Origin of the sequence: Diaphorobacter sp. HDW4A (assembly GCF_011305995.1) — a bacterium.
Lineage (GTDB): Bacteria > Pseudomonadota > Gammaproteobacteria > Burkholderiales > Burkholderiaceae_C > Diaphorobacter_A.
In genome coordinates this window covers 6,125,805-6,147,789 of sequence record NZ_CP049910.1, presented here as the reverse complement: position 1 = coordinate 6,147,789, position 21,985 = coordinate 6,125,805, and the positions used below count along the sequence as shown (strand labels likewise).

At 63.2% G+C, this 21,985-nt stretch carries 19 protein-coding genes; 1 reads left to right on the top strand and 18 read right to left on the bottom strand.

What is annotated here, in order from left to right:
- Positions 1-3: 3 nt before the first annotated feature.
- A complete protein-coding gene (locus G7047_RS27965; protein WP_166311556.1) occupies positions 4-996 on the top strand; it encodes a tripartite tricarboxylate transporter substrate binding protein in 993 nt (330 codons plus the stop codon).
- A 15-nt stretch (positions 997-1,011) separates the two neighbouring features.
- Here the strand turns inward: G7047_RS27965 and G7047_RS27960 are convergent, their stop codons facing one another.
- From G7047_RS27960 to hslU, 18 genes are all read right to left on the bottom strand, one after another.
- On the bottom strand, positions 1,012-1,188 hold the full coding sequence (locus G7047_RS27960) for a hypothetical protein (protein WP_166311555.1): 177 nt from the start codon (positions 1,186-1,188) through the stop codon (positions 1,012-1,014).
- A gap of 26 nt (positions 1,189-1,214) precedes the next feature.
- Positions 1,215-2,138, bottom strand: a complete 924-nt coding sequence (gene lpxC / locus G7047_RS27955) for a UDP-3-O-acyl-N-acetylglucosamine deacetylase (RefSeq protein ID WP_166311554.1) — start codon at positions 2,136-2,138, stop codon at positions 1,215-1,217.
- 332 nt (positions 2,139-2,470) lie between these two features.
- On the bottom strand, positions 2,471-3,685 hold the full coding sequence (ftsZ, locus tag G7047_RS27950) for a cell division protein FtsZ (protein ID WP_166311553.1): 1,215 nt from the start codon (positions 3,683-3,685) through the stop codon (positions 2,471-2,473).
- Positions 3,686-3,847: 162 nt separating this feature from the next.
- Entirely contained in the window at positions 3,848-5,077 is a 1,230-nt protein-coding gene (ftsA, locus tag G7047_RS27945; RefSeq protein WP_166068910.1) for a cell division protein FtsA, read from the bottom strand.
- A 15-nt stretch (positions 5,078-5,092) separates the two neighbouring features.
- Positions 5,093-5,977 (bottom strand): cell division protein FtsQ/DivIB, encoded by an 885-nt coding sequence (locus G7047_RS27940; RefSeq protein WP_166311552.1) that lies wholly within the window; start codon positions 5,975-5,977, stop codon positions 5,093-5,095.
- Entirely contained in the window at positions 5,974-6,978 is a 1,005-nt protein-coding gene (locus G7047_RS27935) for a D-alanine--D-alanine ligase (RefSeq protein ID WP_166311551.1), read from the bottom strand. Before G7047_RS27935 ends, G7047_RS27940 begins: the two co-directional genes overlap by 4 nt.
- A complete protein-coding gene (gene murC / locus G7047_RS27930; protein WP_166311550.1) occupies positions 6,975-8,408 on the bottom strand; it encodes a UDP-N-acetylmuramate--L-alanine ligase in 1,434 nt (477 codons plus the stop codon). The genes G7047_RS27935 and murC overlap by 4 nt, the downstream gene beginning before the upstream one ends.
- On the bottom strand, positions 8,405-9,472 hold the full coding sequence (murG, locus tag G7047_RS27925) for an undecaprenyldiphospho-muramoylpentapeptide beta-N-acetylglucosaminyltransferase (protein WP_166311549.1): 1,068 nt from the start codon (positions 9,470-9,472) through the stop codon (positions 8,405-8,407). Before murG ends, murC begins: the two co-directional genes overlap by 4 nt.
- Complete coding sequence (gene ftsW, locus G7047_RS27920; RefSeq protein WP_166311548.1) at positions 9,469-10,752, bottom strand: putative lipid II flippase FtsW; 1,284 nt, start codon at positions 10,750-10,752, stop codon at positions 9,469-9,471. Before ftsW ends, murG begins: the two co-directional genes overlap by 4 nt.
- The gene (murD, locus tag G7047_RS27915; RefSeq protein WP_166311547.1) at positions 10,749-12,803 is read right to left on the bottom strand and encodes a UDP-N-acetylmuramoyl-L-alanine--D-glutamate ligase; all 2,055 of its coding nucleotides are present in this window, start codon (positions 12,801-12,803) and stop codon (positions 10,749-10,751) included. Before murD ends, ftsW begins: the two co-directional genes overlap by 4 nt.
- Positions 12,800-13,978, bottom strand: coding sequence for a phospho-N-acetylmuramoyl-pentapeptide-transferase (gene mraY / locus G7047_RS27910; RefSeq protein WP_166311546.1), 1,179 nt, complete (start codon positions 13,976-13,978; stop codon positions 12,800-12,802). Before mraY ends, murD begins: the two co-directional genes overlap by 4 nt.
- Complete coding sequence (gene murF / locus G7047_RS27905; RefSeq protein ID WP_166311545.1) at positions 13,969-15,417, bottom strand: UDP-N-acetylmuramoyl-tripeptide--D-alanyl-D-alanine ligase; 1,449 nt, start codon at positions 15,415-15,417, stop codon at positions 13,969-13,971. The genes mraY and murF overlap by 10 nt, the downstream gene beginning before the upstream one ends.
- Positions 15,414-16,922 (bottom strand): UDP-N-acetylmuramoyl-L-alanyl-D-glutamate--2,6-diaminopimelate ligase, encoded by a 1,509-nt coding sequence (locus G7047_RS27900; RefSeq protein ID WP_166311544.1) that lies wholly within the window; start codon positions 16,920-16,922, stop codon positions 15,414-15,416. The genes murF and G7047_RS27900 overlap by 4 nt, the downstream gene beginning before the upstream one ends.
- A complete protein-coding gene (locus tag G7047_RS27895) occupies positions 16,919-18,670 on the bottom strand; it encodes a penicillin-binding protein 2 (RefSeq protein WP_166311543.1) in 1,752 nt (583 codons plus the stop codon). Before G7047_RS27895 ends, G7047_RS27900 begins: the two co-directional genes overlap by 4 nt.
- Positions 18,667-19,008 carry a cell division protein FtsL gene (gene ftsL / locus G7047_RS27890; protein ID WP_166312298.1) on the bottom strand — a complete coding sequence of 114 codons (342 nt, stop codon included), beginning with the start codon at positions 19,006-19,008 and terminating at the stop codon, positions 18,667-18,669. The genes G7047_RS27895 and ftsL overlap by 4 nt, the downstream gene beginning before the upstream one ends.
- Positions 19,008-19,934: a 16S rRNA (cytosine(1402)-N(4))-methyltransferase RsmH gene (gene rsmH / locus G7047_RS27885; RefSeq protein ID WP_166311542.1), complete on the bottom strand. Its 927-nt coding sequence runs from the start codon at positions 19,932-19,934 to the stop codon at positions 19,008-19,010. Before rsmH ends, ftsL begins: the two co-directional genes overlap by 1 nt.
- Positions 19,935-19,945: 11 nt before the next feature.
- The gene (gene mraZ, locus G7047_RS27880) at positions 19,946-20,374 is read right to left on the bottom strand and encodes a division/cell wall cluster transcriptional repressor MraZ (protein ID WP_166311541.1); all 429 of its coding nucleotides are present in this window, start codon (positions 20,372-20,374) and stop codon (positions 19,946-19,948) included.
- A 254-nt stretch (positions 20,375-20,628) separates the two neighbouring features.
- Entirely contained in the window at positions 20,629-21,945 is a 1,317-nt protein-coding gene (hslU, locus tag G7047_RS27875) for an ATP-dependent protease ATPase subunit HslU (protein ID WP_166311540.1), read from the bottom strand.
- Between the last annotated feature and the right edge of the window lie 40 nt (positions 21,946-21,985).

The window sequence follows — 21,985 nt, the reverse complement described above, 5'->3', positions numbered from 1 at the left end:
GTGATGAAACTTTCCGCCCTGTTGATTCGAGCCTGCCTGCTTTGCGGGCTGGTATTGAGTGCGTCTTGCGCCGACAAATCGGTGTCTCGCCAGCCCGTCAAGCTGGTCGTCGGCTTCGAGGCTGGTGGTGCGATGGATACCGTCGGGCGCGCGTTTGCGGCCAGGCTCTCGGCACGGCTGCAACGTCCCGTCTATGTGGAGAACCGGCCCGGCGCGGGCGGAAGCATCGCGGCAAACTACGTCGCGCAATCCAGACCCGATGGAAACATTCTTCTCTTGGCATCGCCCGGAGAAATCTTCATCCATCCGTTCTTCAACCCAGGCAGCGCGCCGAGCGACGTGGCCGACATGGTGCCCATCGCCAAAATATCCTCCGCACCCATCGTTCTCGTCACCCGGAATGAATCAGGCATACAGCAGCTTGCCGACATCGCAACCGCCGCCAACAAAGACGCTCATGGATTGAGCTTTGCGTCTTCCGGGGTTGGCAGCCTGCAGCATCTTGTGGGCGAGAGTCTCGGCAAGGCTCTGGGCGTCGAGCTGCTGCATGTGCCCTACGGAGGCGCGTCATCCGCGACGGCGGCACTGATGAGCCATCAGGTGGATTTGCTGCTGGCGGGAGTCGCTCCCGTTGCCTCGTATGTCGAGGGCCAGAAATTTCGCGCGCTGGGCATCGCATCGGCTCATCGATCAAAGCGCTTGCCGGATATCCCCACGTTTCAGGAAAGTGGGCTGGCAGGCGTCAACTTTGAATACTGGCAAGGCGTCTTTCTTCCCAAGGGCGCGTCATCCGAGCTTGCGCTGTTTCTGGCCACCGAGATCGATGCCGTGGCCAAGGACACGGACTTCGTGCGGCAGTTGGAGATTTCAGGGTTTGAAGTCGCGTACAAGGACTCCCATCAATTCAGGCAGTTCCTGCAGTCCGAAGATGAGCGCTACCGGAGCTTCTTTCAAAGCAAGGATCTTGCGCTCCATCTCGAGGATGGGCTGCCCTGACGGATCAAACACGGCTCAAACGATGCGCTCGAGAAAAAGCACCGCAAAGAACATCAGCGCCGCGATCAGCGTCCACTTGATGATGACAAATGCGTAGCGTTTGTACTGTGCCTGTCCCGTGGCCGCGTAGAAGCCGAAGCACACGGCTGCGGCCACCACCAGAAACATGACGAGGGCGCGGAAGATCAGCATGCGAAATCAGCGCGAGGCAACTCGGATCACCACGCGTGCGCAGGCATAGCGAAGCCCTGCGGCGCATGCCGTTCGCTGTCGAAGGTCGCAATTTCCCAGCAGTCCTCGTGGGCCAGCAGTTCGCGCAGCAGCAGGTTGTTCAGGCCGTGGCCCGAGCGAAACGCGCTGTAGGCCGCGAGCAGTGGCTTGCCAACCACGTAGAGGTCGCCGATGGCATCGAGGATCTTGTGCTTCACGAACTCGTCGTCGTAGCGCAGGCCGTCTGAATTGAGGACCTTGTAGTCATCCATCACGATGGCGTTGTCGAGCCCGCCGCCGAGCGCGAGACCGTTGGCGCGCATCATCTCCACATCCTTGGTGAAGCCGAAGGTGCGCGCACGGGCGATGTCGCGCGTGTAGTTGTTCAGGCCCATGTCGAACTCGACGCTCTGGCCCGTGGAATCCACGGCCGGATGCGCGAAGTCGATCTCGAAGCGCAGCTTGAAGCCGTGATACGGATCGAGCCGCGCCCACTTGAGATTCGCGCCCTCGCCTTGACGGATTTCCACCGGCTTGGTTACGCGGATGAAACGCTTGGGCGCACTTTGCTTTTCCACGCCCGCGCTCTGCAGCAGGAACACGAACGAAGCCGAAGAGCCGTCGAGAATCGGCACTTCCTCGGCCGTGATGTCGATATAGAGGTTGTCGATGCCGAGCCCCGCGCAGGCAGACATCAGGTGTTCGATGGTGTGGACCTTGGCACCGCCCACGCCGATGGTGGAAGCCATGCGCGTGTCCACGATGGCCATCGCGTTCACCGGAATGTCCACCGGCTCCGGCAGATCCACGCGGCGGAACACGATGCCGGTGTCGGGCTGGGCCGGACGCAACGTCAACTCGACCCGCTGGCCGCTGTGCAAACCAACGCCCACGGCGCGTGTCAGAGTCTTGATGGTGCGTTGCTGAAGCATCTGTCAATTGTAAGTGAATGAGGGAAAATTGATCTCCCCAATCTCTCTATATCCGCAATAGAAAATGTCCTTGCGCTACGAAAGCAGTAGCAAGCGCGGATTAAAAAAAGAGGGAGCAGTCACCCGCTCCCTCGACTCTCTCTGTTTAACTCTCGCGTAACTCTTGTTCAACGTGCCAGCGACACCTCTCGCTGACAGAACTCACACCTCGCGCGAAACGCGCGCGGCGCTCACCACAACGACGCTCCAGGCGAGCCACCGCCGCGCTGGCGGTGTCCCCCTCCCGCGAAGCGAGAGAGGGGGAAGGCGCGCAGCGCCTCAGGGGGAGCTCCTCAATCCGCCTGCTTGCGCAGGAAAGCCGGGATTTCCAGCTCTTCCATGCCACCCGACGACAGTGCATCCACGCGCGCCGTGGCGTGCGTGCGGTTGGTGCGCCACACGCTTGGCACCGACATGTTGTCGTAGCCAGGCTGGGCCGCACCCGTTGCCACGCCGACAGAACCGCCCACCGCCATGTTGTAGGGCAGGTTGTCGGTGCCAGTGCGCAGGCCGCCCTGCACCACAGAGATCGGCTGGCGACGTGCGTTGGCACGCGACAGGCCGGTGGCAACCACGGTCACGCGGATCTCGTCGCCGAGCGTCTCGTCGTAAGCAGCGCCGAAGATCACGTGCGCATCTTGCGAAGCGTAGGCGTTGATGGTGTTCATCGCCAGGCGCGACTCGGACAGCTTCAAGCTTCCCTTGCTTGCGGTGACCAGCACCAGCACGCCCTTGGCACCCGACAGGTCGATGCCTTCGAGCAGCGGGCAGGCAATCGCCTGTTCCGCCGCGATGCGTGCGCGGTCGGGACCAGCCGCCGTTGCCGTGCCCATCATCGCCTTGCCGGGCTCACCCATCACGGTGCGCACGTCTTCGAAGTCGACGTTCACCTGGCCGTACTCGTTGATGATTTCGGCAATGCCGCCCACGGCGTTCTTGAGCACGTCGTTGGCGTGTGCAAAGGCCTCGTCCTGCGTGATGTCGTCACCCAGAACGTCGAGCAGCTTCTCGTTGAGCACCACGATCAGCGAATCGACATTGGCTTCGAGCTCGGTCAGACCTTCGTCGGCATTCTTCATGCGACGGCCGCCTTCCCAATCGAAGGGCTTGGTCACCACACCGACGGTGAGGATGCCCATTTCCTTGGCGACGCGTGCAATCACGGGAGCCGCTCCGGTGCCGGTGCCGCCGCCCATGCCAGCGGTGATGAACAGCATGTGCGCACCCGTGATGGCCTGACGGATGTCTTCGACGGCCATTTCTGCGGCCTCACGGCCCTTGTCAGGCTTGCTGCCCGCGCCCAGACCGCTGCCACCCAACTGGATGGTGCGATGGGCGCTGCTGCGTGTCAGAGCCTGTGCGTCCGTATTGGCGCAAACAAACTCCACACCCTGCACGCTGCGGAAAATCATGTGCTCGACTGCGTTGCCGCCGCCGCCGCCGACACCGATCACCTTGATCTGCGTGCCCTGGTTGAACTCTTCGGACTCGATCATTTCGATGGTCATGTTGGTGCTCCTAACGCTGGTTCTTCAATTGCAATTGCCGAAAATCGATGGGGGTTCTGGAATACGATTTGTCTCGATGGCGGAGGTCCCGTACTTCGCCATCGATCCCTGATTGGACGTGGTGGTCCGGCGCGCGCAAGCCATAGCAGATGTGCAGTCATCTCAAAAGTTCCCCACGATGAAGTCCTTGAGACGACCGAACGCCGTTTTCACGGATCCGCTCTTGGCCGCAACCTTAAATCCGCGCAGCCTTGCAAGGCGCGCTTCTTCAAGCAATCCCATGACAGTCGCAGCACGAGGCTGGGCGATCATGTCGGACAGGGCGCTTGAATATTTGGGAATGCCGCGTCGCACCGGCTTGAGGAAGATGTCCTCGCCCAGTTCGACCATGCCCGGCATCACTGCACTACCGCCCGTGAGCACGATGCCCGAAGAAAGCACTTCTTCAAAGCCCGACTCACGTATCACTTGTTGCACAAGTGAAAATATTTCTTCGACGCGCGGCTCAATCACACCAGCCAAGGCCTGCTTGGAGAGCATGCGCGGACCACGGTCGCCAAGGCCCGGCACTTCAACCTGCGCATCGGGATCGGCCAGCAACTGCTTGGCGTAGCCGCTCTCGACCTTGATGTCTTCGGCGTCCTTGGTTGGCGTGCGCAGCGCCATGGCGATGTCGCTGGTGATCAGGTCGCCGGCAATCGGAATCACCGCGGTGTGGCGAATCGCGCCGCCGGTGAAGATCGCCACGTCGGTCGTGCCCGCGCCAATGTCTACCACCGCGACGCCGAGTTCGCGCTCGTCATCGGTCAATACGGCCTGGCTGCTCGCGAGTGGATTGAGCATCAATTGCTCGACTTCGAGGCCACAGCGGCGCACGCACTTGATGATGTTTTCGGCGGCGCTCTGCGCACCGGTCACGATGTGGATCTTGGCTTCGAGGCGGATACCGCTCATGCCGATGGGCTCCTTCACATCCTGCCCGTCGATCACGAATTCCTGCGGCTCGACCAGCAGCAGACGCTGGTCGCTGGAGATGTTGATGGCCTTGGCCGTCTCCACCACGCGCGCCACGTCGGTGGCCGAGACTTCCTTGTCCTTGACCGCGACCATGCCGCTTGAATTGAGGCCACGGATATGGCTGCCGGTGATGCCGGTGTACACGCGCTGGATCTTGCAGTCGGCCATCAGCTCGGCCTCCTTGAGGGCCTGCTGGATGCTCTGCACCGTGGCGTCGATGTTCACGACCACGCCGCGCTTGAGCCCGTTGCTCGGCGCAATGCCGAGCCCAGCGAGCTTGAGGTTGCCGTCGGGCATCACCTCGGCCACGACCGCCATGACCTTGGCCGTTCCAATGTCCAGCCCGACAACCACATCTTTGTATTCTCTTGCCATAAATCCGTCCTGCCCTCAGTTGTTGCGCCCTGGGGTGCGTGTCGTTGTAGTAGTGCGCGTGGCCGTCGTTGCTGCCCGCGCCGCTGCTGGCCGCGCAGTCGCCTGTGCCTTGGCACGTGCGGCTGCCGTTTCTGCGCTCACCGTGGTCACACCACGCAAGCGCAACGCATATCCATCCATCTGCCGGAGGTCCGCCGATTCCAGCGAAGCCACATTGCGTCCCTGCTGCGCCGCCACCTTGGGCACGGTGCGCACAAAGCGATCCAGACGCTGAACCACGTCCACAGCCGAGCCGCTTCCGAGTTCGATCACCGCACCGTTTTCCAACTGCACACGCCAGCTGCCGCGACCATTGAGCGCCACGGTATCGATCGACGAATTGAGTGGCTTCACATGGGGCTGCAGGCGGTCATACATCTCTAGCATTTCGAGCGAGCGACCGTCCGGGCCTTGCAGGCGCGGCAGCTTGTTGTCGTCGTCTTCGTCAGCCGCGGCTTCGAAGACTTCGCCGAAGTTGTTCACCAGCGTGGGACTGCCCTCAGCACCCCAGAATGCGCGGGCCTTGTGCTCCTCGATGTCTACCGCAAGCCCATTCGGGAACTCGCGGTGCACCTGGGCCTTGCGGATCCACGGCACACTCTCGAACTCGGTCTTGGCCTGGCGCAGATTCAGCGTGAAAAAATTGCCCATCAGGCGCGGTGCCACGTTGGCGCGCAGGCTCACCGGATTGGTGTGCATGAGATCGCCGTGCACCACGATACGTCCGATGGCGAATGCCGGATTGCGCAGGAACCACCAGCTGCCCGCCGTCACCAAGCCGACGGCGCAGCACACGAACAGGATCGTGGCGATCATGTTCATGAGCCGGACGTCGAGCGGTGCTGGCAGAGCGTCGTTCATTGCGCGCTGGCTCCTTGGCTCGAAGACGAAACGCCCTGACGCGAATCCAGCGATGCGCTCACCAGAATCCGCAAACAGAGTTCGGGGTAGTCAATGCCGCTCGCCTTGGCCGACATCGGCACCAACGAGTGCCCGGTCATGCCCGGCGAGGTATTGATTTCCAGAAGGAACGGCTTGCGGTCCGTCTTGCGGATCATGATGTCGGCGCGCGCCCAGCCACGGCAATCCAGCGAGCGGAAGGCCTCGACCACGAGGCGCTGAATCTCGCGCTCCTCGGCTTCGGGCAGACCGCTCGGGCAGTGGTACTGCGTGACGTCGGTGAAGTACTTGTTCTGGTAGTCGTAATTGCCTTCGGGCGCAACGATGCGGATCACCGGCAGCGCGCGCGCGTCACGGCCCTGACCGAGGATCGGGCAGGTGGTCTCGTCACCGTCGATGAACTGCTCGCACAGCACCTCGGGATCGAACTTCGATGCGAGGCGATAGGCCTGCTCACACTGACCGACCGAGGTCACCTTGGTCAGGCCGATGGTCGAGCCCTCGCGTGCGGGCTTCACGATCATCGGCGAGCCGAGGTCCTTGAAGGCCTGCGCGGTTTCGGCGGCGCTCGCAACCAACTTCCAGTCTGGCGTGGACAGGCCGTCCGCGCGCCAGATGCGCTTGGTCATGATCTTGTCCATCGCGATGCTCGAAGCCATCACGCCGGGGCCGGTGTAGGGAATGCCGAGCAGCTCGAGCGCACCCTGCACCGTGCCATCCTCGCCGTGGCGGCCATGCAGCGCGATGAAGCAGCGGTCGTAGCCATGCGACTTCAGATCGGTCATGTTGTTCATGGACGGATCGAATGCATGCGCGTCCACGCCGCGCGACTGCAGCGCCTGCAGCACGCCGCCGCCGGACATCAGCGAGACCTCGCGCTCGGCGGACGAGCCGCCCATCAGCACCGCGACCTTGCCCATCCTGCGGGCGTCGATCTGGAATGTCTTGTTCTTGTCGTTCATTGCGCTGTTCCTTGCTGCGCAGATTGCTGTTTGCCCACGAGCATTTCCGCTACTTTGGCCGGCACCGAACCAATCGAGCCCGCCCCCATGCACATCACCACATCACCGCTTTTCGCGCCGCTGGCGATGCGCTCGGGCAGCGCGGCGATGTCGTCGATGAATATCGGTTCGACCTTGCCCGCCACCCGCACGGCGCGAGCGAGTGCGCGGCCGTCGGCGGCGACGATGGGCTGCTCACCTGCGGCGTAAACCTCGGTCAGCAGCACGGCATCGGCCTCGCCGAGCACCTTCACGAAATCCTCGAAACAGTCGCGCGTGCGGCTGTAGCGATGCGGCTGGAACGCCATCACCAGACGGCGGCCGGGGAACGCACCGCGTGCGGCAGCCATGGTCGCGGCCATCTCGACGGGATGGTGTCCGTAGTCTTCGATCAGGTCGAACGTGCCACCGTCAGTCGTCGGCAGATCGGCGATGCGCTGGAAGCGACGGCCCACGCCAGTGAAACTGGCAAGGCCGCGCAGCAGCGCGTCATCGGGCACATCGACCTCGGCCGCGACGACGATGGTGGCCAGCGCATTCAGCACGTTGTGCATGCCCGCGAGGTTCAGCACCACATCCAGATCGGGACCGGCCACCGCACCCGTGCGGATCACGCGGAAATGCATCTGCGTGCCCACGGCGCGCACGTCAACGGCGCGCACCTGCGCGTCCTCGCCGAAGCCGTAGGTGATCACCGGGCGAGTGAGGCGCGGCATGATGTTGCGGATCGCGGGGCTCTCCATGCACAGGATGGCCGTGCCGTAGAACGGCATGCGATGCAGGAAATCGACGAACGCGGTCTTCAATTTCTCGAAGTCGTGACCATAGGTCTCCATGTGGTCGGCGTCGATGTTCGTGACCACCGCCATCACCGGCAGCAGGTTCAGGAACGAGGCGTCCGACTCATCGGCCTCGACGACGATGTACTCACCCTTGCCGAGCTTGGCGTTCGAGCCCGCGCTGTTCAGGCGGCCACCGATCACGTAGGTCGGATCGAGCCCGGCCTCGGCCAGCACGCTCGCGACCAGGCTGGTTGTCGTGGTCTTGCCGTGCGCACCGGCGATCGCGATGCCTTGGCGCAGGCGCATCAGCTCGGCGAGCATCAGCGCGCGCGGCACGACCGGAATCTTCTTGCCGCGTGCGGCCACCACTTCGGGGTTGTCGCCCTGCACGGCCGTGGAGGTGACCACCGCATTCGCGCCGTCGATGTTTGTCGCCGCGTGACCGATGAAGGTGTGGATGCCCAGCGACTGCAGGCGACGCAGCGTCGCGCTGTCGGACAGGTCGGAGCCCGACACCACATAGCCCAGGTTGTGCAGCACCTCGGCGATGCCGCTCATGCCCGAGCCGCCGATGCCGACGAAATGAATGTGACGGATGGCGTGTTTCATGCTGCCAACTCCTCACAGGCGGTCACCACCTCGTGGGTGGCGTTGATCTTTTCCATTGCCTTTGCCTTCAGCGCCTTGTCCAGCAATGCCGGGCGCTGCATATTCAGAATCATGTCGGCCAGTCCGTGCGGCGTGAGATCACGTTGCTGCACCAGCCAGCCGCCGCCCGCATCGACCAGGAACTTCGCGTTCGTGGTCTGGTGGTCGTCGACCGCCGATGGAAACGGCACATAGACCGCCGCAGCGCCGACCGCGGCGATTTCCGTCACGGTGCTCGCGCCTGCGCGGCAGACGATCAGATCCGCATCGGCGAATGCCGCCGCGGTGTCATCGATGAACGGCGTAAGCGTGGCCTGCACGCCCGCCGCTTCGTAGTTGCTGCGCAGCGCATCGATCTGCGTTGCGCCGCTCTGGTGAATCACTTCGGGGCGCTGCTCCTGTGGAATCAGCGCCAATGCCTGCGGCACGATCTCGTTGAGCGCACGCGCGCCCAAACTTCCACCAACCACAAGCAGCTTGAACGGACCGGTACGTGCTGCAAAACGCGTGGCCGGATCGGCCTTCTGCGTGAACGCCGCGCGCAGCGGATTGCCCACCCAATGGCCCTTCTTGAAGACGTTCGGGAACGCGGTGAAGATACGGTCGGCCACACCTGCGAGCACCTTGTTGGCCATGCCGGCGACCGAGTTCTGTTCGTGTAGCACCAGCGGCTTGCCTGCCAGCACGGCCATCATGCCGCCGGGAAAGGTCACATAGCCGCCCATGCCGACCACCACGTCCGGCTTGATGCGACGCACCACCGACAGCGCCTGCCAGAACGCGCGCAGCAGACGCAGCGGCAGCAGAGCGAGCGTCATCAGCCCCTTGCCGCGCACGCCGGAAAAATCGATGGTCTCGAGTGCGAAGCCCTTGGGCGGAACAATGCGCGACTCCATGCTGCCGGGCGTGCCCAGCCAGTGAACCTTCCAGCCACGGTTGCGCAGCTCTTCGGCCACGGCGATGCCCGGGAAGATGTGGCCGCCGGTGCCGCCTGCCATGATGAGTGCGGTGCGTTGCTTGGTCATACGCGCCCCCCTCTCATCAGCAGTTTGTTCTCGTAGTCGACGCGCAGCACCACGGCCAACGCCACCAGATTCATCAGCGCCGCCGAGCCGCCGAAGCTCATCAGCGGCAGGGTCAGCCCTTTGGTCGGCAGCGCGCCCAGATTCACGCCCATGTTGATGAACGACTGGAAGCCGATCCACATCGCAATGCCCTGCGCCACCAGCCCCGCGAACACACGATCCAGCGCGATGGCCTGACGGCCGATGTGCATGATGCGGCGGGTCAGCCAAAGGAAGGAGACGATCAGGATCAGCACGCCGACAAGGCCGAATTCCTCGCCGATGACGGACAGCAGAAAGTCGGTGTGCGCTTCGGGCAACCAGTGCAGCTTTTCCACGCTGCCGCCCAGGCCCACGCCGAAGATCTCGCCACGGCCAATCGCGATCAGCGCGTGCGAGAGCTGGTAGCCCTTGCCGAGCGCATGCTTTTCGCTCCACGGATCGAGGTAGGCGAAGATGCGCTCGCGGCGCCACTCCGAGAACCAGACCATGCAGGCGAACGCGAGCAGCAGCACGGCCGCGATCAGGAAGAACATGCGGGCGTTCACGCCGCCGAGGAACAGAATGCCCATAGCGACCACGGCGATCACCATGAACGCGCCCATGTCGGGCTCGGCCAGCAGCAGCGCGCCGACCACCGCCACGGCAATCGCCATCGGCAGCACGGCGCGGAAGAAGCGCTCCTTCACCTCCATCTTGCGCACCATGTAGTCGGATGCGTAGATCACCACCGCGAGCTTGGCCAGCTCGGAAGGTTGGAAATTCATGATGCCCAGCGACAGCCAGCGACGCGCACCGTTGACCACCGTGCCCACGTGCGGAATCAGCACCGCAACGAGCAGCAGGATGGAGAGCACGAACAGCCAGGGCGCATAGCGCTCCCAGGTGTTCATCGGAATCTTGAACGCGATGAGCGCGCAGATGAAGCCCAGCACCAGCGAGATCACATGGCGCTTGACGAAGTGGTAGCTCTCGATGTTGCCGAAGCGCGGGTTGTCCGGCATCGCGATGGAGGCCGAATACACCATCACCACACCCCACGCGAGCAGTGCGATCACCACCCAGAGCAGTGCCTGATCGAAACCGACCATGCGCGCGGGCGTGGCCGTGGTCTGGCGGTACTCCGTGCCACCGATGCGCACCGGCAGCACGTCGGCGGCCTTCACCGGGATGGCACCAAACCATCCGGAGATGTGCTGCCACACGCTCAGGCGTTCGTCGGTGGTTGCGGCTGCGGTCATGCCTGCCCTCCCAGGACCTGGCCGGCGTCATCCGCCAGCGCCTGCACCGCGTCGCAGAAGACCTTGGCGCGGTGTGCGTAGTTGTCGAACATGTCGAAGCTTGCGCAGGCGGGCGACATCAGCACGCCATCGCCGGGCTTCGCGTTGTGCGCGGAGATTTCCACGGCTTCGGGCATGGTGGCGGCATGCAGCAGGGGCACGCCCGTATCCTGCAGCGCGGCTTCGATCTGCGGCGCGTCGCGGCCGATCAACACCACCGCACGCGCATAGCGCGATATCGGCAGCGCCAGCGGCGAGAAGTCCTGCCCCTTGCCATCGCCGCCAAGAATCACGACCAGACGGCGGTCCGGGCCGAGGCCGCTTAAAGCGGCCACCGTGGCGCCCACGTTCGTGCCCTTGCTGTCGTCAAAGTATTCGACCTCGTTCACGATGCCGACAGGCTCCACGCGATGTGGCTCGCCGCGATATTCACGCAGACCGAACAGCATCGGCGCAAGCGCGCAACCCGCCGCCTGCGCGAGCGCCAGCGCCGCCAGCGCGTTCATCGCGTTGTGACGGCCACGGATGCGTAGCGCATCCGCCGGCATGAAGCGCTGGATGTGCAAGTCGATCTCCTGCACATTGCGACCCCTGCGGCTGGTCTCGTCTGCCTCGTGCGCACGCACCAGCCAGTTCATGCCGCTGACGTTCTCGATGCCGAAGTCGCCGGGGCGCTGCGGCATGTCGCCGCCAAACGTCACATGCGCGCGCAGCTGTGGCTTCTGCAGCTTGACGCGCACGGGCGGTGGCAGCATGTCCATGACCATCTGGTCTTCGCGGTTCAGGATCATCAGACCCTTCTCGCCGAAGATGCGCGCCTTGGCCGCCGCGTAGGCTGACAGGCTGCCGTGCCAGTCGAGGTGATCCTGCGTGATGTTGAGCACGGTCGCGGCAGTGGGCTCGAAGCCCTTGACGCCATCGAGCTGGAAGCTCGAGAGTTCAAGCACCCAGACCTCAGGCAGCGTGTCTTCATCGATGTGCTGCGACAGCGTGTCGAGCAGCGTCGGACCGATGTTGCCGGCCATCGCTACGGTCTTGTCGGCGCACTGCACGAGCAGCGCGGTGAGCGAGGTGACGGTGGTCTTGCCGTTGGTTCCGGAGATCGCGAGCACCGACGGTTTGTATTCACACGTGATCGCTAGCTCACGCAGCGCGAGCGCATAAAGGTCGAGTTCGCCGCCGACCTTGATCTGCGCGGCGTGGGCAGCCTCGACGACGGCTGCGATGGTCGCAGGAAACAGGCCCGGCGAACGGTAAACGGCATCGAGCTGCTGGCCGTTGACCAGATCGGCGCTCATCTCGCCCGCGACAAAACGCACTTGCGGCAGCTCCTGCTGCAGGCTCGCGAGCTGCGGCGGCGCTTCGCGTGTATCGGCCACGATCACGTCGGCACCGCTCTTGGCGCACCAGCGCGCCATCGCCATGCCGGATGCGCCAAGGCCCAGCACCAGCACACGCTTGCCTTGCAGTTCAGGCACAAAGGCGATCTGTTCCTGCACTTCAGCGCCCTGCTCGGCTGCAGCCTCTGCATCGTCCGAGATTTCGCCCAACTGCGATTCGGCATCGACCTGCTGAGCTGCATCGACGGGTGCGGCAGCTTCTGCGTCGGCTTCTTCCTTGTCCTTGCCCTGCACGTCGGCAAAGATGCGCGCGACGAATTCGGCGGCTTCCGCTGCTGCGGACTTGGCAGGAGCGACAAAGTTGGCCGCGTCGCCAAGAAAGGATGGCTTGGCGGGCGCTTCTGCCTGCTCGGTAGAGCCTTCAGCGGCTTCGGTCGCTCCCTCGCCTTCGGGAACCGACTCGTACTCATCCAGCTTTACATCGGACGATGGAACCACAACCGCAGCCTCGTCACTCACCCGTGAAGGTTCGACAACAGAGGGGGAATCGGAGGAAGCGTTCACGACAACAACAGCGTCGGCATCAGGCACAACAGACAAAGCCGCCTCCGGAACCTCTGGGGTTCCTGGGGCGGCCTGCAGGCGAAGAGGGTCGAATGGGTGCTGACTCATCTGAGCTTCAAGGTAGTGAGGCCGATGAGGCACAGCAGCATGGTGATGATCCAGAAGCGCACGACAACCTGCGTTTCCTTCCAGCCGCTTTTTTCGAAATGGTGGTGCAGAGGCGCCATCTTCAAGAGACGTCGGCCTTCGCCGTAGCGCTTCTTGGTGAACTTGAACCAGGTCACCTGCAGCATCACGGACAGTGCTTCAACCACGAAGATGCCGCCCATCACGGCCAGCACGATTTCCTGACGGACGATCACCGCGATGGTGCCCAGTGCGGCGCCCAGCGCGAGCGCGCCCACGTCACCCATGAACACTTGTGCGGGGTGCGTGTTGAACCAGAGAAAGGCCAGACCCGCGCCCGCCATGGCGGACGAGAAGATCATCAGCTCGCTTGCGCCCGCGATGTGCGGGAACAGCAGATATTTGGAGTAGCTCACACTGCCGGTCACGTAGGCAAAAATGCCGAGCGACGCACCCACCATCACCACCGGCATGATGGCGAGACCATCGAGGCCGTCCGTCAGATTCACCGCGTTGCTCGAACCGACGATCACCAGATAGGTCAGGATCACGAAGCCCAGCACGCCCAACGGATAGGTCACCTCCTTGAAGAACGGTACGTTCAGACCGGCCTTGGGCGGCAGGTCGAGCGAGAAGCCCGACTGCACCCACGAGATGAACAGCTCGAACACGCGCCAGTTGGAATTCTCGGAAATGCTGAACACCAGGTACAGCGCGGCCAGCAGGCCGACGACCGACTGCCAGAAATACTTCTCTCGCGAGCGCATGCCCTCGGGGTCCTTGTTGACGACCTTGCGCCAGTCATCAACCCAACCGATGGCGCCGAAGCTCAGCGTGACCGCCAGCACGATCCACACGAAGCGGTTCGACAAGTCGGCCCACAGCAGCGTGGAGATGGTGATCGCCAGCAGGATCAATACGCCGCCCATGGTGGGCGTGCCACTCTTGGCCAAGTGCGTCTGCATTGCGTACTCGCGGATCGGCTGACCGATCTTGAGCGAGGTGAGCATGCGGATCACGCGCGGACCCGCCGCGAGGCCGATGACCAGCGCGGTGAGCGCGGCCATCACGGCGCGGAAGGTGATGTACTGGAACACGCGCAGGAAACCGAATTCCGGCGACAGCGCTTGCAACCATTGAGCGAGCGTCAGCAGCATGTGCGATCTCCCTTGGGTTGCGTCGTTTGGCGGGTGGCGTCTTCGGCCGACTGCGCCTGCAGTGCCTGCACCACTTGTTCCATCTTCATGAATCTCGATCCCTTGACCAGTACGCTGCCGACCTCTGGCAGGCTGGCCTGCACCGCCGCGAGCAGCGATGCCATATCTTCAAAATGCTGCGCGCGAGGCCCGCAAGCCTGCGCTGCGTGGGTGGACAAGTCCCCCAGAGCGAACAACCGGTCGATGCCATGCTCACGCGCATAGGCACCGGCTTCGACATGAAACTGCGGGCCTTGGTCGCCGACCTCGCCCATGTCGCCCATCACCAGCAGTTGCGGTTTGGGCAGACCGGCGAGCACGTCGATGGCAGCGCGCACGGAGTCCGGATTGGCGTTGTAGCTGTCATCCACCAGCGTGACCGCACGACCCGCCAACGTCAGCACGACGGCGCGCGAGCGGCCCTTGACCGGCTCGAACTGCGCCAGCCCCTTGGCGATGGCGAACAGCGGAACGCCTGCGGCCACGGCGCAGGCCGTGGCCGCGAGCGCGTTGGTCACGTTGTGACGACCGGCAATGTGCAGTTCTGTCTCGAACGAACCCTGAGGCGTCGCGATCTCCGCCTTCCAGCCCGCGTCCTGCCATGCAGCACGGGTGCAGCGCACGTCACCGGCGTTCTCGGCGAAGGTCAGCACCTTGCGCGATGCGGCCAGTTCGCGCCACAGCGGCGTGTACTCGTCTTCAGCGGGGAACACGGCCACGCCATCGCGTGGCAACGATGCGAACACACTGCCGTTCTCGCGCGCCACGGCTTCCACCGTCTGCATGAATTCCAGGTGCTCGCGCTGCGCGTTGTTGACCAGCGCGACCGTGGGGCGTGCGATGTCGGCCAGATACGCGATCTCGCCGGGATGGTTCATGCCCATCTCGATCACCGCCGCCGTGTGCGATGCGTTCAAGCGCATCAGCGTCAGCGGCACGCCGATGTCGTTGTTCAGATTGCCTTGCGTGGCGAACGCCGCATCGCCCTTCCAGGCGCGCAGGATGGAGGCGATCATCTGTGTGACCGTGGTCTTGCCGTTGCTGCCGGTCACGCCGATCAGCGGGCCATGCCACTGCTTGCGCCAACCGGCGGCCAAGGCACCCATGGCGCGCAGACTGTCGGGCACCTGAATGCCTGAAAGACCCGCTTCCTGCAGGCCGCCATGCGCGATGGTCGCAACGGCTCCGGCCTCGCGAGCCTGCGCCAAAAACGCGTTGGCGTCGAAACGCTCGCCCTTCAATGCCACGAACAGGTCACCCGCCGCCAGCGTGCGCGTGTCGGAATGCACACGCGCGAACGCCACGCCGCCATCGCCGATCAGCCGCGCACTGGGCACGCGCTCGGAGACGAACGCGAACGCATCGGCAAGGTTCATGATCGCGGGCTTCAACAGACTCATGCCGCGCCTCCGCGACGCGACAGCGCTTCGCGTGCCTGTTCGATATCGGAAAAATGGTGTCGCTCGCCTTGCACTTCCTGGTAGTCCTCATGTCCCTTGCCCGCAATCAGCACCACGTCTTCGGGTGCTGCAGCGGCCAGGGTTTCGGCGATCGCCAATGCGCGATCCGCCTGCACGCGCAGCGTTGCCGCTGGCTGCGTGCCCTTCAAAATCTGTTCGATGATGCTCATCGGCTCTTCATTGCGCGGGTTGTCGCTGGTGACAACGACCTCGTCAGCCAGACGCTGCGCGGCCGCGCCCATGTGCGGGCGTTTGCTCGAATCGCGATTGCCACCGCAACCGAACACGCACCAGAGCTTGCCGCCGCGCTCCTTGGCCATCGGGGCCAGCGCCTGCAGCGCCTTCTCGAGCGCATCCGTCGTGTGTGAATAGTCCACCGCCACCATCGGTTGACCGGCCGAGGTGATGCGCTCCATGCGCCCGGGCACGGGCGTAAGCTGGGCACATGCCCAGAGCGCGTGCTCCAGCGCCACACCAAGCGAACGCAGCGCGGCGATCACGCCGAGGAGGTTGGACACGTTGTAGAGACCGATGACCTGGGTCTGCAGCGTGAAGGAGTTGAGTCCTTCGACCACCGTGAACACCAGCCCCTGATCGTTGTAGGTGATGTCGCGCGCCTTGAGACGCGCATTGCCGCGGATCGAGAGCGTCCACACATCGAGCTGCGAGCGCTCCAGTTCCTCGGCCAGTTGCACGCCTCGGTTGTCATCGATGTTGATCACCGCAGCACGCAGACCGGGCCAGTCGAACAGCTCGCGCTTGGCCGCCCAGTAGGCCTCCATCGACGGGTGGTAGTCGAGGTGGTCCTGCGTGAGATTGGTGAACATGGCCACACGGATGCGCGTGCCCGCAAGGCGGTGTTCCGCGAGACCGATCGACGACGCCTCGATGGTGCATGCGCCGATGCCCTGCCGGACGAACTGCGAAAACGCACGCTGCAGACGCACGGGGTCTGGCGTCGTGAGGCCAGTGGATTCGAGCGCGCCCGGCATGCCCATGCCCAGTGTGCCCACCAAAGCACAGCCCTTGTAGGTGAGCACATCAGTCTGGCTAGCCAGCGCGTTGAGCGCCTCGGCCAACCACCAAGCGCTGCTGGTCTTGCCATTGGTGCCGGTCACGGCCAGCACGTCAAGGTGCGTGGTCGGCATACCGAACCATGCGGCCGCAATCGGGCCGGTCGCGGCCTTGAGACCTCGCACGGCCGCCATGTGCGCGCCGACGAAACCAAAGGCATCGACGCCCTCCTGCTCCACCAGGCACGCGGTCGCACCATTAGTGAGCGCATTGCCCACGTGGAAGCGGCCATCGGTCGCGGCACCGGGCCATGCGATGAAGCCATCACCGGGCTTGACCAGGCGGCTGTCGGTCTGCAACGTGCCGGTCACGCGTTCGCGCAACCAACGCACTGCATCCTGTGCCGAAGAAAGATTGAGCAGGACGCTCATAGTGGAGCCTCCTCGGTGGGGTTGCTGACAATCTGCGGACGCACGGCCATGTCCGGCGGTACGCCCATCATGCGCAGCGTCTGCTGCACGACTTCGCTGAAAACGGGGGCCGCCGAAATACCGCCGAACGGTGAGCCCACGGTGGCCTCGTCGATCATCACCGCGACAATGATGCGCGGGTTGTCGATCGGCGCCATGCCGGTGAACCAGCCACGGTACTTGCCAACGGCGTAGGTCTTACCGACCTGCTTGCGCGCCGTGCCCGACTTGCCGCCGACCGAGTAGCCCACGGTCTGCGCGAGCTGACCTGTACCGCCGGGGCCGGCCGCCATCTGCAGCATCTTGCGGACCTGCTGGGCCGTCTTGGGCGTGAACACGGGAACGCCAACCGCAGGCTCGGAGCTCTTGAGCATGGTGGCCGGAATCACCTTGCCGTCGTTCGAGAACACGGTGTAGGCGCGCGCCATCTGGAACAGACTGGCCGACAGCCCGTAGCCGTACGACATCGTCGCCTGCTCGACCGGGCGCCAGCTCTTGTAGGGACGCAGGCGACCCGTGACCGCACCAGGAAAGGTGATCTGCGGCTTCTGACCGAAACCGACCGCCGAGTAGGTTTCCCACATTTCCTTGGCCGGCATGTTCATCGCAATCTTGGTCGTGCCGACGTTACTCGATTTCTGGATCACGCCCTCCACCGTCAACACGCCGTTGTTATGGGTGTCAGAGATGGTGGAGCCAGTGATCGTGATACGACCGGGGGTCGTATCGATGGGGGACTCGGGACGCACGCGCCCGGAGTTCAGCGCGAGACCGATGGTGATCGGCTTCATCGTAGAGCCAGGCTCGAACACGTCGGTCATCGCGCGGTTGCGCAGTTGCTCACCGGTCAAGTTCTTGCGGTTGCCGGGGTCGTAAGTGGGATAGTTGGCGAGCGCCAGCACCTCGCCCGTGTGGGCGTCGATCACCACCACGCTGCCGGCCTTGGCCTTCTTGGCGATCACCGTGTCGCGCAGCTTCTGATAGGCGAAGAACTGCACCTTGCTGTCGATGGACAGCTGGATGTCCTTGCCGTCGAGCGGCGGCACTTCCACGCCCACGCCTTCAACGACGCGGCCCAGACGGTCCTTGATCACGCGACGCGAGCCGGGCTTGCCACCCAGATCCTTGTCGAACGCGAGCTCCATGCCTTCCTGGCCATGGTCTTCCACATTGGTGAAGCCGACGATGTGCGCGGCGGCCTCGGCTTCGGGATACTCGCGCTTGTATTCCTTGCGGTTGTAGATACCCTTGATGTCGAGCTTGACGATGGCCTGACCCACATCCCAGTCGAGCTGGCGCTTGATCCAGACAAAGCTCTTATCGTCGTCGGCCAGCTTGGCCTTGAGCGAGGCGAGCGGTATGTCCATCAACTTGGCCAGCTGCTTGAGCTTGGCCTGGATTTCAGGGCTGTCCTGGTCCACGTCCTCGGGAATCGCCCAGATGCTGGCGGCAGGAACGCTGGAGGCGAGGATCAGACCATTGCGATCCAGAATACGCCCACGGTTGGCGGGCAGCTCCAGCGTGCGGGCGAAGCGCACTTCACCCTGACGTTGAAAAAAATCGTTGCCGATCACCTGCACATAAGCCGCGCGCGCCGCCAGGCCGACAAAGCCCAGCGCCACCACGGCGACGATGAACTTGCTGCGCCAGACCGGCGTCTTGCTCGCGAGCAGCGGGCTGGAGGTGTAGTTGACGCTGCGCGAGCTCATTGACGCCTCCCGCCTGCAGCCGCCGCTCCGCCGCTTGGAACGGCCGCGGGCGTGATCGCCATCACCACGGGCGAGCCGTCGTCGGTGACGTATTGCGTGATGGCCGGCGTTGTCGAACGCATCTGCAGCTTCTCGCGTGCAAGCGTTTCCACGCGCAGCGGTGTGGCCTGCGCGCGCTTTTCAACCTGCAGACGCTGGTGCTCTGTCTCCAGACGGCGCGCCTCTACCTGCGCACGGTCGAGCTCGGTGAACAACCGGCGCGACTCGTACTGCGTGTTCACCAGGTACATGGAACAAGCCATGACCGCGAGCAGCAGCAGCAGGTTGAGGCGCAGCATCATGCAGGCACCTCGGTTCTTTCAGCCACGCGCATCACGGCGCTGCGCGAGCGGGGATTGCCCGACACTTCTTCACCGCTGGGCTTGATGCGATCAAGCGCCTTGAGGCGCATGGGCGTAGGCGCAGCAAACGGAGCACGGCGGTCGTAGACCTCCTTGGAGTGCTGCGCGATGAATTGCTTGACGATGCGGTCTTCGAGCGAATGGAAGCTGATGACTACGAGGCGACCTCCGGGCTTCAGAACCCGGATGCTCGCCTCTAGCGCCTGTTGCAGCTCTTCAAGCTCGGCGTTGATGAAAATCCGAAGAGCTTGAAATGTGCGCGTTGCAGGGTTCTGGCCCTGCTCGCGGGTTTTGACCGCGCCAGCCACGATGTCGGCCAGTTCGGAGGTGCTTGTAATTGGACCCCGTGTTTCGCGCCAAGCAACAATCGCCTTTGCAATGGGGCCAGCAAACCGTTCTTCGCCGTAGTCACGTATCACCTCCGTTATCTGCTTCGCTTCAGCTTCTTCCAACCACTGGGCGACACTTTCACCACGGGTGGTGTCCATGCGCATGTCCAGCGGGCCGTCGAAGCGAAAGCTGAAGCCACGCTCCGGATCATCAATTTGCGGCGAGCTCACGCCCAGATCCAGCAAAACGCCGTTGACACTGCTTTCGGGCAGTTCATCGAGATGCTTGAAACCTTCGTGCCGGATTGAAAAACGCGCATCAGTGATGCGCGCTGCGGCTTCGATGGCTTGAGGGTCCTTGTCGAACGCCACCAACCTCCCCTCGGGCTTGAGCCGCGAGAGAATCAGCCGCGAATGACCGCCGCGCCCGAACGTGCCATCCACATAGTTGGCGTCGTCCGGGTGAGCAGCATCCAACAAGGCGTCGACCGCCTCGTTCAGAAGGACCGTGGTGTGCAGCAATGGCTGGTTCACTCTCGGCCTTGTCAAAAAGAAAAATCGTTGAGAACGGCGGGTAATTCGCCCTGCATCGCTTCGGCTTCCTGGGCGTCGTACTTCGCCTTGTCCCAGAGTTCGAAGTGATTGCCCATGCCCAGCAGGATCGTGTCCTTGCTGATACCCGCACCTTCGCGCAATTCGGGCGCCACGAGCACGCGGCCGGTGGCGTCCATGTCCACATCCATAGCGTGGCCCATGAAGATGCGCTTGAAGCGCACAGCCTCCATGGGCAGCGCCGTGATGCGTTCGCGAAACTTCTCCCACTCGGGGCGGGGGAAGACCATCAGACAGCCGTGGGGGTGCTTGGTGATCGTGAGCTGGCCCGACGCGTTCGCCATCAGGACGTCACGATACCGGGTCGGCACAGAGAGCCGCCCCTTGGCATCCAGACTGATTGATGACGCGCCTTGAAACACGGCGTTAGACCTCTGTTTGGTTGGGCCCCGAAATTGGAGTTTCAGGGCACTTTTCACCACTTAATTGCACTTTTTTCCACTGTAGCAGGAAAAGAACACCGTGCAAGAGGTCATGCAACACAAATTTGCAATGAAATCAACGACTTAGACCGCATTTCACAGGGCGGACTGGGGATAAAACCCTTATTTATTAAGCACTTAGACTCTGTTCACGAAGTGAAACTTGAGGGTCGACGGGCAAACCGATAAAACCGTCAGAGAATGTATCTGGATAAATCCTCGTTTTGGCTCAGCATCTGCAGACGATCGTTCACATAGTTGGTATCGATGACGACCGTCTGACCCGAGAGCTTGACCGCATCAAAGCTAACCTCATCAAGCAATCGCTCCATAACCGTTGATAGGCGCCGCGCTCCGATGTTTTCGGTGCGTTCGTTCACATCGAACGCGATGTGCGCCAGACGCGTGATGCCATCGGGCTGGAACGACAACGTCACGCCTTCGGTTGCGAGCAGCGCCTGGTACTGCTTGACCAGCGATGCATGGGTCTGCGTCAGAATCGCTTCAAAGTCCTTGACCGAAAGCGACTCCAGCTCCACGCGGATCGGAAAGCGGCCTTGCAGTTCGGGAATCAGATCGCTGGGCTTGGCCAGATGGAAGGCTCCAGACGCTATGAACAGCATGTGGTCGGTCTTGACCATGCCATATTTGGTGGAAACCGTCGTCCCCTCGACCAGCGGCAGCAGGTCACGCTGCACGCCTTGGCGCGACACCTCAGCCCCCGAAGACTCCTGACGCGAGGCCACCTTGTCAATCTCGTCGATGAAGACGATGCCATTCTGCTCGGCGTTGGCCAGAGCGCGAGTCTTCACTTCATCCTCGTTGACCAGCTTGGCGGCTTCCTCATCGGTCAGCAGCTTGAGCGCCTCGGCAATCCGCAGCTTGCGCGTCTTGCGCTTTTCGCCGCCCATCTGGCTGAACATGCCACGCAGTTGCTCGGTCATTTCTTCCATGCCCTGCGGGCCCATGATTTCAAGCTGCTGGCGCGACTCGGCCAGATCGATCTCGATCTCCTTGTCGTCGAGCTGGCCTTCGCGCAGCTTCTTGCGAAACGACTGGCGCGCCGCACCATCGGGCGCAGGCTCGCTGCCGCGCGCGGGAGGAATCAGCACATCGAGAATGCGCTCCTCTGCGGCGTCTTCGGCACGCATGCGCATCTTCTTCATGTCGGCCTCGCGCGTCTGCTTGACGGCGATCTCGACCAGATCGCGCACGATCGAATCGACATCCTTGCCGACATAGCCGACCTCAGTGAACTTGGTGGCCTCGACCTTGATGAACGGTGCATCCGCCAGACGCGCCAGACGGCGAGCGATCTCGGTCTTGCCGACGCCCGTGGGGCCGATCATCAGAATGTTCTTGGGGGTGATTTCATGGCGCAGGCTGGCATCGACCTGCTGGCGGCGCCAGCGGTTGCGCAGCGCGATGGCAACCGCGCGCTTGGCGCTTTTCTGGCCGACGATGTGGTTGTCGAGCTCAGAAACGATTTCCTGCGGAGTCATTGAATACATGGTGGGACCTGCAAATCAAGTTCAAGGGTGTCTGGCACGG

What these genes read in the sequence shown, in the direction of transcription:
- G7047_RS27965 (WP_166311556.1), top strand. Translation starts at nt 4, where the DNA reads ATGAAACTTTCCGCCCTGTTGATTCGAGCCTGCCTGCTTTGCGGGCTG.
- G7047_RS27960 (WP_166311555.1), bottom strand. Translation starts at nt 1,188, where the DNA reads ATGCTGATCTTCCGCGCCCTCGTCATGTTTCTGGTGGTGGCCGCAGCC.
- lpxC (WP_166311554.1), bottom strand. Translation starts at nt 2,138, where the DNA reads ATGCTTCAGCAACGCACCATCAAGACTCTGACACGCGCCGTGGGCGTT.
- ftsZ (WP_166311553.1), bottom strand. Translation starts at nt 3,685, where the DNA reads ATGACCATCGAAATGATCGAGTCCGAAGAGTTCAACCAGGGCACGCAG.
- ftsA (WP_166068910.1), bottom strand. Translation starts at nt 5,077, where the DNA reads ATGGCAAGAGAATACAAAGATGTGGTTGTCGGGCTGGACATTGGAACG.
- G7047_RS27940 (WP_166311552.1), bottom strand. Translation starts at nt 5,977, where the DNA reads ATGAACGACGCTCTGCCAGCACCGCTCGACGTCCGGCTCATGAACATG.
- G7047_RS27935 (WP_166311551.1), bottom strand. Translation starts at nt 6,978, where the DNA reads ATGAACGACAAGAACAAGACATTCCAGATCGACGCCCGCAGGATGGGC.
- murC (WP_166311550.1), bottom strand. Translation starts at nt 8,408, where the DNA reads ATGAAACACGCCATCCGTCACATTCATTTCGTCGGCATCGGCGGCTCG.
- murG (WP_166311549.1), bottom strand. Translation starts at nt 9,472, where the DNA reads ATGACCAAGCAACGCACCGCACTCATCATGGCAGGCGGCACCGGCGGC.
- ftsW (WP_166311548.1), bottom strand. Translation starts at nt 10,752, where the DNA reads ATGACCGCAGCCGCAACCACCGACGAACGCCTGAGCGTGTGGCAGCAC.
- murD (WP_166311547.1), bottom strand. Translation starts at nt 12,803, where the DNA reads ATGAGTCAGCACCCATTCGACCCTCTTCGCCTGCAGGCCGCCCCAGGA.
- mraY (WP_166311546.1), bottom strand. Translation starts at nt 13,978, where the DNA reads ATGCTGCTGACGCTCGCTCAATGGTTGCAAGCGCTGTCGCCGGAATTC.
- murF (WP_166311545.1), bottom strand. Translation starts at nt 15,417, where the DNA reads ATGAGTCTGTTGAAGCCCGCGATCATGAACCTTGCCGATGCGTTCGCG.
- G7047_RS27900 (WP_166311544.1), bottom strand. Translation starts at nt 16,922, where the DNA reads ATGAGCGTCCTGCTCAATCTTTCTTCGGCACAGGATGCAGTGCGTTGG.
- G7047_RS27895 (WP_166311543.1), bottom strand. Translation starts at nt 18,670, where the DNA reads ATGAGCTCGCGCAGCGTCAACTACACCTCCAGCCCGCTGCTCGCGAGC.
- ftsL (WP_166312298.1), bottom strand. Translation starts at nt 19,008, where the DNA reads ATGCTGCGCCTCAACCTGCTGCTGCTGCTCGCGGTCATGGCTTGTTCC.
- hslU (WP_166311540.1), bottom strand. Translation starts at nt 21,945, where the DNA reads ATGTATTCAATGACTCCGCAGGAAATCGTTTCTGAGCTCGACAACCAC.